Here is a 15148-nt window from a genome sequence, read left to right on the forward strand (position 1 = left end):
TGCTTCACTCTTTATTTAAATGAATCTATTGGCCGAATAACAAGTCTTACTTATTATAAGCTTTGTGTGGTTAAATAAAGCTGTTAATACAATCGGTTGGAGGTTGTTATGGCTGGAGGTTGGTCTCGTGATGGCGCGGTTCAGGATCAGATTGATGCAAGTGTTGAAGATGGTGTGCAACAGGTGCGATCCCGATTACCGAAAGGTGAGAGCCTGACACATTGTGAAGAGTGTGAGAAAGAGATTCCACAAGCACGCCGGGAAGCGATTCCAGGTGTTCGTCTTTGCGTGAAATGTCAGGAAATCGTAGATAAGGAAAACAAGGCTTTCAATCTGTTTAATCGCCGTGGCAGTAAAGATAGCCAGTTACGTTAAGTTGTTTAATGTTCAACACAAAAAAGGGGCTTTCGCCCCTTTTCTATTTCTTTTCGACTGATTAAGCCGCAATACCAGTGTGTCTTAATAACGCATCAATCTGCGGTTCGCGGCCACGAAACTCAATAAACAATTCCATCGGCTCACGTGAACCACCCTGCTCCAGAATTGCTTGAAGAAACTCCAGACCGGTTTGCCGATCGAAGATGCCATTTTCTTCAAACTTGGAGAAGGCATCAGCGGAGAGTACTTCTGCCCATTTATAGCTGTAATAACCAGCAGCATAACCACCAGCAAAAATGTGGGCAAAGCTGTGCGCAAACCGATTGAATTTCGGTGGTTTCACCACAGTCACTTCATTGCGCACCTGTTCCAGAATTTTTTCGACCTGATTCGGTTCATTCGGGTTGAATTCCAGATGCAGACGGAAATCAAACAACGAGAATTCGAGCTGACGTAACATCATCATTGCTGACTGGAAATTTCGAGCAGCAATCATTTTGTCAAACAGATCATCAGGTAATTTTTCACCCGTCTGATAATGTCCAGAAATCAAATCCAAGGCTTCACGTTCCCAGCACCAGTTTTCCATAAACTGGCTGGGCAGCTCGACCGCATCCCATGCCACCCCATTGATACCGGACACCCCGGCATATTCAATTTTGGTCAGCATATGATGCAGACCATGACCGAATTCATGAAATAAAGTAGTAACTTCATCATGGGTAAACAGTGCCGGTTTATCACCGACCGGTTCAGAGAAATTACAGGTTAAAAACGCAACAGGGATTTCGATGCCTTCAGCAGTTCGACGGCGCGCCTTGCATTCATCCATCCATGCTCCACCCCGTTTGTGTTGCCGGGCATATAAGTCCAGATAAAACTGGGCACGTATGCTGCCATCTTCAGCAACAATCTCAAAAAAGCGGACATCTTTGTGCCAGACATCCACGTCCTTACGTTCACGGATATCAAGCCCGTATAAACGATTGACCACGGCAAACAGGCCATTCACTACTTTGTCTTCAGGGAAATACGGTTTTAATTCTTCCTGTGAAATTGAATAACGCTGCTGACGCAGCTTTTCAGCAAAATACGTCACATCCCAGGCTTCCAGTTGATCCTGATTGGCAGTCTCCTTGGCAAAAGCACGTAATTCGGCGTATTCCTTTTCCGCAATCGGTTTTGAGCGCTTGGCCAGATCCTGCAAAAAGTCCAACACCTGCTGTGGTGATTGCGCCATTTTGGTGGCCAGCGAACGTTCGGCATGATTGGCAAAACCTAGCAGGTTGGCCAGTTTATGACGCAGATTAAGAATATCCAGCATCACTTCAGTGTTATCCCATTTACCGGCATTTGGGCCTTGATCCGATGCTTTGGTAGCAAAGGCGGTATACATTTCTTCGCGTAACTCACGGTTATCGGCATAGGACATAACCGGCATATAAGAAGGAAAGTCGAGCGTAAATAACCAGCCTTCTTCTCCTTCACGTTTGGCCATTTGTTGTGCCATCTCAATGGTTGATGGTGGCAGACCAGACAACAAAGATTCGTCGGTAATCAGCTTGCGCCAGGCATGAGTGGCATCCAGCAAATTTTCTTCAAACTTGGCGGTGCGTTCGGTCATTTGCTGTGACAGCTTTTTGAATTCATCACGTTGCTGCTGCTCCAGCTCCACCCCGGACAAACGAAAATCTCGAACCGCGTTATCAATCACCTTTTTCTGCGCAGTATCGAGCTTCTGATATTCCGCGCCTTCGGCAATGGCTTTATAGGATTGATACAAGGTTTCATTCTGGCCCAGCTCAGTAGAAAATTCGCTGAGCTTTGGCAAACATGCATTGTAGGCCTGACGTAATGCTTCAGAATTGACCACTGAGTTCATATGGCTGACCGGTGACCAGACACTGTCAATCAATGCGTCCATATCTTCCATTGGTTGTACCAAGTTATCCCAGGTGGGCTCTGTCAACGTGCTGAGAATGGTGTCAATTTTATTGCGCGCCGTGCTTAATGCATGATCAATCGCAGGCTCAACATGCTCTGCTTTTATTGCGGAAAATGGCGGTAAACGGTGATTTTCCAATAGTGGGTTACTCATAATTTTGTCCTGATTAAGTTCGGTATCGCCCGCATTGCGACGTATGAAGGTATTGTCATGGTAACGCAACAAAACAGTCATCACACTGCAATATGCATTAGCTAAGGTTCGCTCAGAATTTTAAGTGAAAGAGTGCCTTATGCAAACACAACTAAGTCACAAGCAAAAGCTGAAAGTTCGCACAGTATTCATTTCGGATATCCATTTGGGGTTCCGGGGTTGCAGTGCTGAGCTCCTCCTTAACTTCTTACATAATGTGGAATGCGAGTATCTCTACCTGGTCGGTGACATTATCGACGTCTGGGAAATGAAAAAACGCATGTACTGGCCTCAGCTTCATAACAACGTTGTCCGTACTCTTCTCGGTAAAGCCAAACACAACACCAAGGTTATATTTGTCCCAGGTAATCATGACGAGATTTTGCGGGATTACGATGGGGCGGTGTTCGGCAATGTGCAGATTCATAATGAAATTATTCACACCACTGCAGATAAACGTAAATTATTGATTATCCATGGCGATCAATTTGACAGTGTGGTGAAAATATCACCGATGCTGGCAAAAATCGGCAGCCGGTTGTACGAGTTTTTACTGCGCGCCAATCGCTGGGTCAATTATTTCCGTCGTAAGCTGGGATTTTCTTACTGGTCCTTGGCGGCGTTTTTAAAACACAAAGTCAAAAATGCCGTGCAATACATCAGTAACTTTGAAGAAGCCGTGGCGCATGAAGCCTCTAAACAAGGGGTGGATGGTGTGGTTTGTGGTCATATTCACCGGGCTGAAATCACCCGCATACACGACATTGATTATTACAACTGTGGTGACTGGGTAGAAAGCTGCACCGCACTGGTAGAGCATCCAGATGGCCAGATGGAAATCATTCCCTGGGCAGAATTATTGAATCAACAAGTCTTACTCGCCAAAGCCGCTTAATGAAACTGGTGATTGTCACGGATGCCTGGGAACCCCAGGTTAACGGGGTCGTGCGTACATTAGGGAAAACGCGCGAACATCTTCAGCAAATGGGGTATGAAGTGATCATGATCACCCCATTGAATTTTAAAACCATTCCCTGTCCGACCTATCCTTCTATTCGTCTTGCCTTGCTGCCTTATCGCAAACTTGCCAATATGCTGGATAATCTTCAGGCCAATGCGGTACATATTGCGACGGAAGGCCCCCTGGGGATGGCAGCCCGGCGATGGTGCTTACGTCATCAGATCCAATTTACCACTTCCTTTCATACCCAATTCCCCGAGTATTTACGCTTACGATTACCAATCCCGCTCAGTTGGAGTTATGCCTGGCTAAGACGTTTTCATCGACCAGCTGCGCGTACCCTGGTGCCCACCATTTCACAACAGCAACGCTTGCAGCAACATGGTTTTCGGGATGTTTATGTGTGGGGTCGGGGAGTTGATACACAGATATTTACGCCCGATCATGCCAAAGAATATGACTTGCCTCGTCCCATCTTCATCAATATGGGCCGGGTGGCGGTGGAAAAAAATATTGAAGCATTTTTGGACTTGAAATTACCCGGCAGCAAAGTAGTGATTGGCGATGGTCCAGACTTGGAAATGTTGCAAAAGCGTTATCCCGGCGTGCTGTTTACCGGTGCCAGGTTTGCTGAAGATCTGGCTGCCTATCTCGCTGGCGGTGATGTATTCGTCTTTCCCAGTCAGACTGATACGTTTGGTTTAGTGATATTAGAAGCAATGGCCAGTGGACTTCCCGTTGCTGCTTATCCCGTGACCGGCCCGAAAGATATTCTTGTTCCAGGCAAAACGGGTGTGCTCGACTGGGATCTGCAAAAAGCTGCTTTAAATGCGCTGAATCTCAAAAAAACGGATTGTATCGCTTATGCTCGAGAAAATAGCTGGCAAAAATGCAGTGAAGTATTCGCCGGATTTATGCATGACAATCATGCAACAAGTCAGGTGAAAGCTACGCAAATACTTGGTGAGAAAAGTTAAAACGCTCTCATTCGCATGTTGTATAGTGACAACACCGTCATACTTTCTTGGTATTGGTACAACAGATCACTTGATTAGCCTGGAACTGCCATGCGATTATTCCCATTAAATTTGTTTCAGGGAATGCCACAATGTTCGATCTCAAAAGTTTATTCAGACTCAGCCTGGTTAGTATGGTTGTTCTGTTTACCGGTTGCGCCACTGTACAGAATCCTGACGAACGCGATCCGTTCGAAAGTTATAACCGCGCAATGTATAAATTTAACGATACCGTTGACCGTGCGGTAATCAAACCTGTTGCCCAAGGTTACGATGTTGTGGTTCCTGATGCCATCAGCTGGGGCGTCAGTAACTTTTTCAGCAACCTCAATGACATTACAGTTGCCATTAACAGTCTGCTGCAGGGCAAGTTTAGTCAGGCAGCCGATGATACAGGCCGTTTCCTGTTAAACAGTACAGTGGGTGTCGCGGGTATTTTTGATGTGGCAGGCCATGCCGGTAACCGTAAGCGTAACGAAGACTTCGGTCAAACGCTCGGCACGTGGGGTGCTGAACCCGGTGCATATGTTGTATTGCCGTTTTTTGGTCCACGGACAGTACGTGATTCATTTGGTCTGGTTGGCGATATGTTTACCGATCCGGTCATGTATGTAGAGGGTCCAGGAGCACGTAATGCATTTACCGCAACCCGTGTAATTGATGCACGTGCCAACCTGTTGAAATCTGAGCGTGTGTTGGATGAGGCAACGGATGACGAGTATGCATACGTCAGAAATGCCTATCTGCAACGTCGTCAATATCTGGTTTACGATGGCAATCCACCAGATGAAGATGATTATGATTTGTTTGATGATGAATAAGTAAAGAACGGTTGGGCTTTCATTACGACCACGATGGTGACATGAAAGATTAACAGCCCTTAGGGACATAACGTTTTCTCATCGTTATAATGCAAAGAGCCGGATTTATTCCGGCTCTTTTTTATTTTTAACGTTCCATCATCGGTTTTTAAATGACTTCAATTGTTTTTATCATCGCTATTGTCAGTGGTTTTGCACTACTGATTTGGGGTGCGGATAAATTTATTGATGGCGCAGCAGGTATTGCATCAAATCTTGGTGTAGCCCCATTGATTGTTGGATTGACTATCGTCGGGTTTGGCACGTCTGCCCCGGAAATGATGGTCTCTGCATTGGCGGCTTTTGACGGTGCGCCGGCGTTAGGTATCGGTAACGCTATTGGTTCAAATATCACCAATATTGGTCTGGTGCTGGGTATGACAATTCTTATTACGCCATTGGTGGTTCACTCAGTTACCTTAAGAAGAGAATTCCCGCTACTGGTTTTCATCATGTTCCTCGCGCTGCTATTGCTACTTTGGGATATGGAACTGGACCGCATTGATGGCGTTTTCCTGTTTTCCGGCTTCATAATGACTTTGGCGGGAATGGCGTGGCTGGCAATGAAAAGTGCGCAGGATGACCCGCTGAAAATTGAATTTACCCAGCAATATGATCAGCCAAAACTCTCTCTAAAAAAATCTACCCTGTTGTTTTTTACCGGATTAGCCGGTCTGCTGGGGGGATCTAAACTCTTAGTCTGGGGTGCGGCGGGTATCGCTCAACTTATGGGCATAAGCGACTTAGTGATCGGCTTAACGGTGGTCGCTATCGGAACCAGCTTGCCGGAACTGGCCGCATGCATCTCCTCAGCATTAAAAAACGAACATGATATTGCGGTGGGTAATATTCTGGGTTCAAATATTTTTAATTTGCTTGCCGTTCTGGCCATGCCAGGACTGATTCAACCTTCAAAAGTGGATACGCTGCTGCTAACCCGCGATTTTAGTTTTATGATTGGGCTGACAATCGTGTTGTATTGGTTTGCACGCTTTTGTTTAAAAGGTCGATTGGGACGTCCGGTAGGATTATTACTACTTCTGGTTTATGCAGGCTACATGAGTTTGCTGGCCTATCAAGGTGTGCATAACGGTATATGAAAATTGATTCGGATAAATTAAAAAAACTGGCACTCGCCGTCATCGATACCGAGCTGGAATCGGTAACCCTGCTGCGTGATCGCATTGATGATGATTTTGTTCGTGCATGCGAATATTTATTACAATGTCAGGGCCGTATTGTGGTGATTGGTATGGGAAAATCCGGCCATATCGGTAGTAAAATTGCGGCAACATTAGCAAGCACGGGGAGCCCGGCTTTTTTTGTGCATCCCGGTGAAGCCAGTCATGGTGACTTGGGCATGATTACCGATAAAGATGTGGTACTGGCATTATCCAATTCAGGTGAAACCGCCGAAATCCTGACCATTTTGCCTTTGATTAAACGGCTTGGTGTTCCACTGATTACCATGAGCGGCCGGATGGACTCAACGCTTGCATCTTGTGCCGACGCTGTGATTAATGTCAGTGTCTTCAAAGAAGCTTGTCCACTTGGATTAGCCCCCACTTCCAGCACCACGGTGGCATTAGTCATGGGAGATGCATTGGCTATTGCATTGTTGGAAACACGCGGATTTACTGCGGAAGACTTTGCACTATCGCATCCCGGTGGCAATCTGGGGCGACGTTTATTGCTGCGAGTCAGTGATATTATGCATAGCGGAACCGCGATCCCTCAGGTGAATGAACAGGCTTTATTGCGTGACGCTCTGATCGAAATGTCTAACAAAAGTCTGGGCATGACGGCTGTAGTAGATAATGATGGCAAACTGGTAGGTATTTTCACTGATGGTGACTTACGTCGCGTGCTGGCTCAGGAAGTCAATATTCTGACCGCTCATCTTAAAGAACATATGACCCGAGATTGCAAAACGGGTCGAGCAGAGATGCTGGCTGCTGAAGCATTACAAATGATGCAGCAATATAAAATTAGCGGCTTGTTGATTACTGATAAAAACCATAACTTAACTGGCGCGCTCAATATGCACGATTTATTGCGTGCTGGCGTAGTCTGATTTTTAGGAAAAAAAATGCAAGATATAACGGCTCGCGCCAAACAAATTAAACTGGTGATTTTTGATGTCGACGGCGTACTGACTGACGGCAGCATTATCATCGGTGATGATGGCGAAGAATACAAAGCATTCCATTCGCGTGATGGACACGGCATGAAACTGCTGCAGTACACTGGTGTCGATATTGCTATTATTACTGGCCGCACTTCCAGAGTTGTCGAACATCGTATGCAAAGCCTGGGCATTAATCTTGTCTATCAGGGACAAAAAGTAAAATTGCCTGCATTTGAAGAATTGTTAAAAACGCTTAAATTGAAACCGGAACAATGTGCGTATGTGGGTGATGATTGGGTGGATTTATCCATCATGAGCCGAGTGGGATTAGCCATTGCAGTTCAAGATGCGGATGCTGTGGTGAAAAAGCATGCTCACTGGATTACTCCCTCTCGAGGCGGTAAAGGTGCAGCACGCGATGTGTGTGAATTAATTATGGAAGGACAGGGAACCCTGCAGGACCAAATTGAACGCCATCTTTAATATTCCTAGCTATCTCAAAATTGGCTTGCTGCTGCTTGCAGTAATCAGTTTGTGGATGCTGTTTGATAAACCGACTCCGCCTAAAACGGAGGCTGCTGTACATTACAATATTGATTTTGGCATGACTGACTTCAAACTGACGGTCATGGACATCAATGGTAAGCCATCTCGGGTCATTACCGGTGAAACGCTCTACCATTACCCGGAAAATGACCGTACTGAAATATTTAATCCCAATACCTTGTTTATTGTGCCGGAAAATAATGATTGGATCATTGAGTCGGATCATGCTGAAACACAAGGAGAAGGCGAAAACATTCTTCTCTCCGGCAATGTTATTATTACCAACAAAGATCAACCTGAAATTCAGTTATTAACGGAAGTTCTTAATCTGGATACGGTTCATAACACAGCTTACACCGATCAACCCGTTACAATGAAATCGCCGCATGGCGATACCCATTCAGTCGGGTTTCATGCGGCTTTACAAGAAGAAACCATCAATCTGCACTCTAGGGTGAGAGGACAATACAATGCGCCACCGGTTAATTAATCTGCTTTGGGTTCTGACGATAATGCCATCGCTTGCTCTCGCCTTGCCCAGCGATAGAGAGCAGCCCATCAATATCGAAGCAGATCACGCGCAGTTGGATGATGAAAGCGGCGTCACGCAATACAAGGGCGATGCCATACTTACTCAGGGAACACTGCGAATTGAAGGTGATGTGATTACCTTCTTTTATGATGAAAACCGTGAATTGGAAAAAGCGATAGCGGAAGGCAATCTCGCTACCTATGAGCAGGTTCATAAAGAAGGCGACAAACCGGTCAAAGCCAAAGCATTACAGATGGAATACCATGCCAGCAAACAACGTATTTATTTAGTAGGTCAAGGTTATGTCTGGCAGTCGGGGGATGAATTTCGAGGCAATCATATCGAATACGATATCGACAAAAATATTGTGATCGCCAACTCCAGACCAGTCGAAGTCGATGGTCAGCAGCAATCCAGCGGCCGAGTTCATATCACGATCCAACCACCAGGTCAGCGTGAAAAAAACAAAACCAAAGCAACGCCGTCGGCAGAACAAGCTCCCAAACCTGTCACAGAAGCACCCGAACAACAATCTGACATGAGTTATCCAACAGCTGTCACTCAAACGACATTAAATGTCAGAACCGGTCCCGGCACACAATATGAACGAATTGGTGCCTTTGTCGAAAATACCGAAGTGATTGTATTAACACGTCAGCCCGAGTGGTCACAGGTTCGGGGAATGAGTGGTGATAAAGCTATTATTGGTTGGGTCAGTTCTCGTTATCTGCAAATGAACCCTGAATAAAGCACGGAATATAAATGAGTCAGCTTTCTGCAATGTCGCTCGCCAAGCAATTTGGCGATCGGCAGGTTGTTAAAAATATTTCACTTGAAGTAAACGGTGGTGAAATTGTTGGCTTGCTGGGTCCCAATGGCGCGGGAAAAACTACCAGCTTTTATATGATTGTCGGCCTCATTCCAGTGGATCACGGCAGTATATTTCTTGATCAGCAAGAGCTCACCCATGAACCGATTCATAATCGTGCTCGCCTAGGAATCGGTTATCTGCCTCAGGAAGCCTCGGTTTTTCGTAAATTATCGGTCGAAGATAATCTCTATGCCATTATTGAAACTCGAAAAAATCTCACTCTGAATGCCAAGCAAGATTTGCTGGAACGTTTACTGGAAGAATTTCATATTGGTCATATTCGCAAATCATTAGGTATGGCGCTATCCGGTGGTGAAAGACGCCGGGTTGAGATCGCCCGGGCATTGGCGATGGATCCCCAGTTTATTTTGCTTGATGAACCTTTTGCCGGTGTTGATCCGATTTCGGTTCTCGACATTCAGGGAATTATTAAAGCGCTGGCGGCGCGAGGCATTGGGATTTTAATTACCGATCATAATGTTCGTGAAACCCTGAGCGTGTGCGAACGGGCTTATATCTTTAATGAAGGTGAGGTGATAGCCAAAGGTACACCCGATGAAATTCTTAAAGATAAGCGTGTACTCAGCGTGTATCTGGGACGGGACTTTCGTTTGTAACTTTATAGGATTTTTTCACAACAAGCTTCTGGCTATTTCGCATACCTCTAGAGTAAGATGAATTGAACTCTGTTTGAGTACTTTTTATGTGTCGAATGCTCGTGCTTGCCTTGTTGTTATTTGGTAGCTCATCGCTAGCTGATGATTCAAATCAGAAGCTGACTCCCGTAACCATCAAACTTCACTGGCAAAATCAGTTTCAGTTCGCAGGCATATATGCCGCAGTAGAAAAAGGGTTTTACCGGGAAGCTGAGTTAGACGTTACTATTCTCAATGGACAGCAAGCCCCTTTCTATGAAGTAGAGACCGGTGTTGTCGACTTTGGCGTCTCTGGCGCGGGCTTGGTCGTTGAAAGATTAAAGGGACGTCCCTTTATTGCGCTGGCAGCCATCTTTCAGAGCAGTCCCTACACGTGGCTGGTCAGAGCAGATTCCGAAATAAAGCATCCCACAGATTTCATCGGCAAAACCGTGACTCGTCAGTCCTATGCTGATGACTTATCAGCCATGTTACTGAAATTCAATATTACCCCGTCACAGCTGAATATTGTTGAGCCAACGCGAGCGGATATTGACAATCTTATTGCGGGCAAAGTGGACGCACTTACAGCCTATGTTTCTAACGAACCGTTCTTGATGATGAGCCGCGAAGTAGACTACCGCACATTGTCTCCACATGAATTCAACATCAATTTTTACAGTGATATTGTTTTTACCTCAGAAGCTTTTCTAAAACGTGAGCCTGAAATTGTCGACGCGTTTACGTTGGCCACGCTCCGTGGCTGGCAATATGCACTGGAACATCCCCACGAAATCATTGATTTGATTTTAAAAGATTACAATACACAAAATAAAACACGGCCACATCTGGAATTTGAAGCCCAAAAGCTCAGTGAACTCAGTTTATATCCTACGGTGTCGTTAGGACATATGACAATCGAACGTTGGCAAAAAATTGCTGAACACTATCAGCAATTGGGCTTGGTGAGTAATGATGACCGGCTTGACGGTTTTATTTACGACCCTTCACCTCGCGTATCAATCTGGCTTAAGTGGCTGGTCTATTCACTTATCGCTTTGATTGTGTTGACGCTGATTGGCTATTTTATTAAACGCCATCATGCCAAAATTTTAAGTGAACAAATTGCTTTGCAAACAGCTGCACTTGAAGCGGAATTAGAAAAGGGAAAAGTCCTTGAAAATAAAGCCAAGCGCGAAAGTGAACGTTTACAAACATTATTAAATCACACCTTGGAAGGCGTTATTACTATTGATGAATCAGGCTTGATTCAAAATTTTAACGCAGCTTCTGTCAGGCTATTTGGCTATCAACCTGACGAAATTATTGGCCAAAATATTACTCGACTGATGCCTGCTCAACATCGACATCACCATGAAAACGGCATGAGCCGTTTTCTTCGCACGGAGCAATCTTCCATTATCGGCCAGCCCGTTGAGTTGGAAGCTTTGCATAAAAGCGGGCAAATCATTCCGATTGAACTGACGTTAAGCGCTTTTAAATGGGAAGATCAGTATTTTTTCACCGGTATTGTCCGAGACATTTCTTTACAAAAAGCAGAACATTTAGCTTTGATAGCCGCCAAGGAAGAAGCCGAAAAAGCCAACCAGGCAAAATCGGAATTTCTTTCGGTAATGAGCCATGAATTACGCACCCCACTGAATGCTATTTTAGGGTTTGCTCAGCTCTTGCAAAGTGATAAACAAGATCCGCTTACCGATACTCAACAAGATAGTTTAAAACTGATTATTCAAAGTGGTGAACATTTGCTTAAGCTAATCAATGATGTATTGGAACTGGCAAAAATCGAAACCGGCTCAGTCGAAGTTTCCATTGAGCCGGTGAGTATCAGCAATGCCATTCAATATTGTTTACCCATGTTGAATAATCTGGCGGATCGCTATCAGGTCACGATTCGCACCGGCGAGATCCCACAACAGTTAGTACTTGCTGATTTAACCAAACTCAAACAGGTACTGATTAATTTGATCAGTAATGCCATTAAATACAATCAACCCAAAGGGGAAGTGCTGGTCACCGGGGAAATCATGTCGCCTATCAACAGATTGCGTATTACGGTGCAAGATAATGGGATGGGAATCCCTCAGGACAAACAAGCTTATCTGTTTACCGCTTTTGATCGGTTGGGACAGGAAAATTCTGGCATTGAAGGCACAGGTGTCGGCTTAATTGTGACACAAAGGCTGATTAAGGCGATGAGTGGCCATATTGGTTTTGAAAGTACTGAAAATAAAGGCAGTCGCTTTTGGGTAGAGTTACCGATAACGAACCAAGCAAGCCATAGCGAAAGCTTAAATCATCAAGGGCCTGTGTCTACAGCCGATAATCCCTTTCTAGCCGATTCCTCTACCCTCATTTTGCATATCGAGGATAATCCGGCCAATATAAAATTGATGGAAGCCTTTTTTGATCGATTACCTCAGTACCAGCTACAAACCTGCAAAACCGCTGAAGCCGGGTTGGAATGGTTGGAACATAATATTCCGGCAGTCATTTTGATGGATATCAACCTTCCGGGAATCAGTGGCTTACAGGCCACTGAACAAATCATGGCCAACCCCAGATTGCAGCATATCCCCGTTATTGCAGTAACGGCGGCGGCGATGCCTTATGATTTACAACAAGCCGAAGGTTTGTTTACCGCCTATCTCACCAAACCGGTCAATTTTATCCTGCTGACGGAATTATTAAATCAATACAGTAAGCCAGAGGTTCATTCAACTGAAGGATAACCTTCCCGCTCTGGAAAAAATAATAAGGGCTCAACACGGGCATTATTCAAACTCACCCCCAAGTGCAGGTGTGGACCGGTAACACGGCCAGTGGCACCAACAGTGCCGATAATCTCGCCCTGTTGAATTTTTTGCCCTGCTTTGACATCAACCCGATCCAGATGGCAAAACATAGTCACCAATCCCTGACCATGATCTACCATTACGGTATTACCATTAAAAAAATAATTCCCTGTATCCGACACAACACCATCGGCAGGCGCCATAATTTTGGTACCAGTGGCGGCTGCAATATCTATCCCACTGTGGGGATTACGCTCTTCCCCGTTAAACACTCTGCGACGGCCAAACAGTCCGCTTACCCGACCTTCAATTGGCCAGACAAAATTCAAAGGGACGCTGTCACTGACACGCCAATGCCGTAAGGCGCTGTTTATCTTTGCTGTTTCGGCTTCAATCCGTTTCATGTCATTAGCATAAGGATTGACCTTGCGATCATCTGTTACGGTGATATGTTGCGTGGGATACGATTTGTCTTTTATTTCAAACAAAACGCTATTTATCGTCCCCTGATTATTTACCAGAATTTTATGTGTTCCCGGTTTACTGGCAAGAGGAATCCCAACAATGGCCAACCATTGTGCATCCTGCCTTACCACCAGCACCCGTTGCGCATCATAGGTAACTTCTGGTGGCACATTCGCATTGCTATCTAACGGCAATACAACCACGCCGCCAGGTACAGGCAATTGTTGTGGTAATGCCCAGGCAGTTGAGCAGACGAAAAGCATCAACCAATAAATCACGCTAAATATGTACTTCATTTCTTACGTCGTACTTCGCAGTCTAATTGTCCCTCAAATAGACGAATCTGCACGGATTGTCCGATTACCACTTCATCTGAACGATAAATGACATTACCGGTCTGGGTATCACTAGTTATGCTATAACCACGTTCAAGTGTATTTAATGGGCTGACTACAGCTAAGGTCCGCATCAATTGAGTGAGTTGTTTTTGATGATCAGTGATTTGTTGTCTGGTCAAACGGTTTAATTGTGCAGAAAGTGCTTCCACACGCTGCTGCTGTTGCTTTAATCGGGTAACCGGTAACAAGCGTTTGAATCGATCATGCAAATTCTGACTTTGTAATCTGAATTGATGTTGCTGTACTGAGAAAGCTTTTTCAAAACGCTGGGTTAAGTCCTGCAACCGGGTTTGCCGCCAGCTGATTCGCAGCTGTGGATGCGGTAATCTTACTGACAGATAATCCAGCTGCTGTTGCTTGCCCTGTAAATGCCGCTGAATACTGTAATCCAGCTGTGTTTTTAACCGTTTCAGCTGTTGTTGCTGAAGGGTTAACTGTTGTTGTGGTCGTGGCAGGCGTTGTGACAGATAACGAATATGTCGCTGTTCGTTTGCGAGTTTTTGTTGAATTCGGCTACTCAGGTTTTGCAACAAATTACGTAAATTCAATGCTAATTGGCGTGCTTCCGGCACGGCCAATTCTGCAGCGGCAGATGGCGTAGGCGCTCTTACATCCGCTACAAAGTCCGCGATGGTAAAATCTATCTCATGTCCCACAGCACTGATGGTCGGTATCTGACAGGCAAACAATGCTCTGGCAACCAGCTCATCATTGAAGCTCCAGAGATCTTCCAATGAACCGCCACCCCGCCCCACAATCAACAAATCACATTCCTGTCGTTGATCGGCAGTCTGGATAGCCGCAGCTATTTGCCGTGGAGCCGCTTCCCCTTGAACCGCAACCGGATACAAAATTACTTTTATGGCTGGAAAACGACGCTTCAATACATGCAAAATATCATGCACAGCAGCGCCATCCGGTGATGAGACAATACCGATGGTTTGCGGCAAAACCGGTAATGTTTTTTTATGTGCCGTATCAAACAACCCCTCTTGTCCCAAACGAGCTTTTAAAGCTTCATAAGCCCGCTGTAAAGCGCCACTACCGGCCTCTTCCATGTGTTCAACAACCAGCTGAAACTCACCGCGGCCTTCATACAACGTTACCTTGACGCGCAGTAATACCTGCATGCCATTTTCCGGAGTAAAACGTAATTGTTGGTTACGACCACGGAACATGGCACAGCGCACTTGCGCAGCCGAGTCTTTTAACGTGAAATAAATGTGCCCTGAAGCCGGCATTGCTAAATTGGAGATTTCCCCTTCCACCCATAAAAGCGGAAACGAACCATCCAGCATCAGCCGGACTTCTCTGACCAATCGCGATACCGGATATACATCCTTGACAGCACGGGCAGCGAGTTTTACTTGCGAATCCGATGTCATAAGTGATGCCATAAACCACT

Annotated in this window: 14 protein-coding genes; 11 read left to right on the forward strand and 3 right to left on the reverse strand. The window is 45.4% G+C overall.

All coding sequences use genetic code 11. The features are described 5' to 3' along the window. The first annotated feature begins 108 nt into the window (after window positions 1-108). The gene (locus LGT40_RS10090) at window positions 109-375 is read left to right on the forward strand and encodes a DksA/TraR family C4-type zinc finger protein (protein ID WP_226071727.1); all 267 of its coding nucleotides are present in this window, start codon (window positions 109-111) and stop codon (window positions 373-375) included. A 61-nt stretch (window positions 376-436) separates the two neighbouring features. On the opposite strand, the gene prlC is transcribed toward LGT40_RS10090, so the two are convergent. Next, window positions 437-2476: an oligopeptidase A gene (gene prlC, locus LGT40_RS10095; protein WP_226071725.1), complete on the reverse strand. Its 2040-nt coding sequence runs from the start codon at window positions 2474-2476 to the stop codon at window positions 437-439. 139 nt (window positions 2477-2615) lie between these two features. On the opposite strand from prlC, the gene LGT40_RS10100 reads away from it, so the two are divergent. From LGT40_RS10100 to LGT40_RS10145, 10 genes are all read left to right on the forward strand, one after another. Beyond that, the gene (locus LGT40_RS10100) at window positions 2616-3410 is read left to right on the forward strand and encodes a UDP-2,3-diacylglucosamine diphosphatase (protein ID WP_226071723.1); all 795 of its coding nucleotides are present in this window, start codon (window positions 2616-2618) and stop codon (window positions 3408-3410) included. Then, entirely contained in the window at window positions 3410-4453 is a 1044-nt protein-coding gene (locus tag LGT40_RS10105; RefSeq protein ID WP_226071721.1) for a glycosyltransferase family 4 protein, read from the forward strand. The genes LGT40_RS10100 and LGT40_RS10105 overlap by 1 nt, the downstream gene beginning before the upstream one ends. Window positions 4454-4584: 131 nt before the next feature. Next, on the forward strand, window positions 4585-5313 hold the full coding sequence (locus tag LGT40_RS10110) for an MlaA family lipoprotein (RefSeq protein ID WP_226071719.1): 729 nt from the start codon (window positions 4585-4587) through the stop codon (window positions 5311-5313). Window positions 5314-5465: 152 nt separating this feature from the next. Continuing rightward, on the forward strand, window positions 5466-6452 hold the full coding sequence (locus LGT40_RS10115; RefSeq protein ID WP_226071718.1) for a calcium/sodium antiporter: 987 nt from the start codon (window positions 5466-5468) through the stop codon (window positions 6450-6452). Beyond that, the gene (locus LGT40_RS10120; protein ID WP_226071717.1) at window positions 6449-7426 is read left to right on the forward strand and encodes a KpsF/GutQ family sugar-phosphate isomerase; all 978 of its coding nucleotides are present in this window, start codon (window positions 6449-6451) and stop codon (window positions 7424-7426) included. The genes LGT40_RS10115 and LGT40_RS10120 overlap by 4 nt, the downstream gene beginning before the upstream one ends. A 15-nt stretch (window positions 7427-7441) precedes the next feature. Beyond that, a complete protein-coding gene (gene kdsC / locus LGT40_RS10125) occupies window positions 7442-7963 on the forward strand; it encodes a 3-deoxy-manno-octulosonate-8-phosphatase KdsC (protein WP_226071716.1) in 522 nt (173 codons plus the stop codon). Then, a complete protein-coding gene (gene lptC / locus LGT40_RS10130; protein ID WP_226071715.1) occupies window positions 7947-8516 on the forward strand; it encodes an LPS export ABC transporter periplasmic protein LptC in 570 nt (189 codons plus the stop codon). Before kdsC ends, lptC begins: the two co-directional genes overlap by 17 nt. Then, window positions 8497-9306 (forward strand): lipopolysaccharide transport periplasmic protein LptA, encoded by an 810-nt coding sequence (gene lptA / locus LGT40_RS10135; RefSeq protein ID WP_226071714.1) that lies wholly within the window; start codon window positions 8497-8499, stop codon window positions 9304-9306. The genes lptC and lptA overlap by 20 nt, the downstream gene beginning before the upstream one ends. 14 nt (window positions 9307-9320) lie before the next feature. Then, window positions 9321-10046, forward strand: a complete 726-nt coding sequence (gene lptB, locus LGT40_RS10140; protein ID WP_226071713.1) for an LPS export ABC transporter ATP-binding protein — start codon at window positions 9321-9323, stop codon at window positions 10044-10046. A gap of 86 nt (window positions 10047-10132) precedes the next feature. After that, the gene (locus tag LGT40_RS10145) at window positions 10133-12817 is read left to right on the forward strand and encodes an ABC transporter substrate-binding protein (protein ID WP_226071712.1); all 2685 of its coding nucleotides are present in this window, start codon (window positions 10133-10135) and stop codon (window positions 12815-12817) included. Here the strand turns inward: LGT40_RS10145 and LGT40_RS10150 are convergent. Further along, window positions 12799-13641, reverse strand: a complete 843-nt coding sequence (locus LGT40_RS10150) for a peptidoglycan DD-metalloendopeptidase family protein (protein WP_226071711.1) — start codon at window positions 13639-13641, stop codon at window positions 12799-12801. The two genes, LGT40_RS10145 and LGT40_RS10150, sit on opposite strands and share 19 nt — an antisense overlap. Further along, window positions 13638-15140 (reverse strand): exodeoxyribonuclease VII large subunit, encoded by a 1503-nt coding sequence (gene xseA / locus LGT40_RS10155; protein WP_226071710.1) that lies wholly within the window; start codon window positions 15138-15140, stop codon window positions 13638-13640. Before xseA ends, LGT40_RS10150 begins: the two co-directional genes overlap by 4 nt. Between the last annotated feature and the right edge of the window lie 8 nt (window positions 15141-15148).

The sequence above is a fragment of the Methylophaga pinxianii genome, assembly GCF_020447225.1.
GTDB lineage: Bacteria > Pseudomonadota > Gammaproteobacteria > Nitrosococcales > Methylophagaceae > Methylophaga > Methylophaga pinxianii.

Coding starts and splice junctions, on each gene's coding strand:
- LGT40_RS10110 (WP_226071719.1), top strand. CDS start 4,585: ATGTTCGATCTCAAAAGTTTATTCAGACTCAGCCTGGTTAGTATGGTT.
- xseA (WP_226071710.1), bottom strand. CDS start 15,140: ATGGCATCACTTATGACATCGGATTCGCAAGTAAAACTCGCTGCCCGT.
- kdsC (WP_226071716.1), top strand. CDS start 7,442: ATGCAAGATATAACGGCTCGCGCCAAACAAATTAAACTGGTGATTTTT.
- LGT40_RS10150 (WP_226071711.1), bottom strand. CDS start 13,641: ATGAAGTACATATTTAGCGTGATTTATTGGTTGATGCTTTTCGTCTGC.
- LGT40_RS10105 (WP_226071721.1), top strand. CDS start 3,410: ATGAAACTGGTGATTGTCACGGATGCCTGGGAACCCCAGGTTAACGGG.
- lptA (WP_226071714.1), top strand. CDS start 8,497: ATGCGCCACCGGTTAATTAATCTGCTTTGGGTTCTGACGATAATGCCA.
- LGT40_RS10100 (WP_226071723.1), top strand. CDS start 2,616: ATGCAAACACAACTAAGTCACAAGCAAAAGCTGAAAGTTCGCACAGTA.
- LGT40_RS10120 (WP_226071717.1), top strand. CDS start 6,449: ATGAAAATTGATTCGGATAAATTAAAAAAACTGGCACTCGCCGTCATC.
- LGT40_RS10090 (WP_226071727.1), top strand. CDS start 109: ATGGCTGGAGGTTGGTCTCGTGATGGCGCGGTTCAGGATCAGATTGAT.
- LGT40_RS10115 (WP_226071718.1), top strand. CDS start 5,466: ATGACTTCAATTGTTTTTATCATCGCTATTGTCAGTGGTTTTGCACTA.
- prlC (WP_226071725.1), bottom strand. CDS start 2,476: ATGAGTAACCCACTATTGGAAAATCACCGTTTACCGCCATTTTCCGCA.
- lptB (WP_226071713.1), top strand. CDS start 9,321: ATGAGTCAGCTTTCTGCAATGTCGCTCGCCAAGCAATTTGGCGATCGG.
- LGT40_RS10145 (WP_226071712.1), top strand. CDS start 10,133: ATGTGTCGAATGCTCGTGCTTGCCTTGTTGTTATTTGGTAGCTCATCG.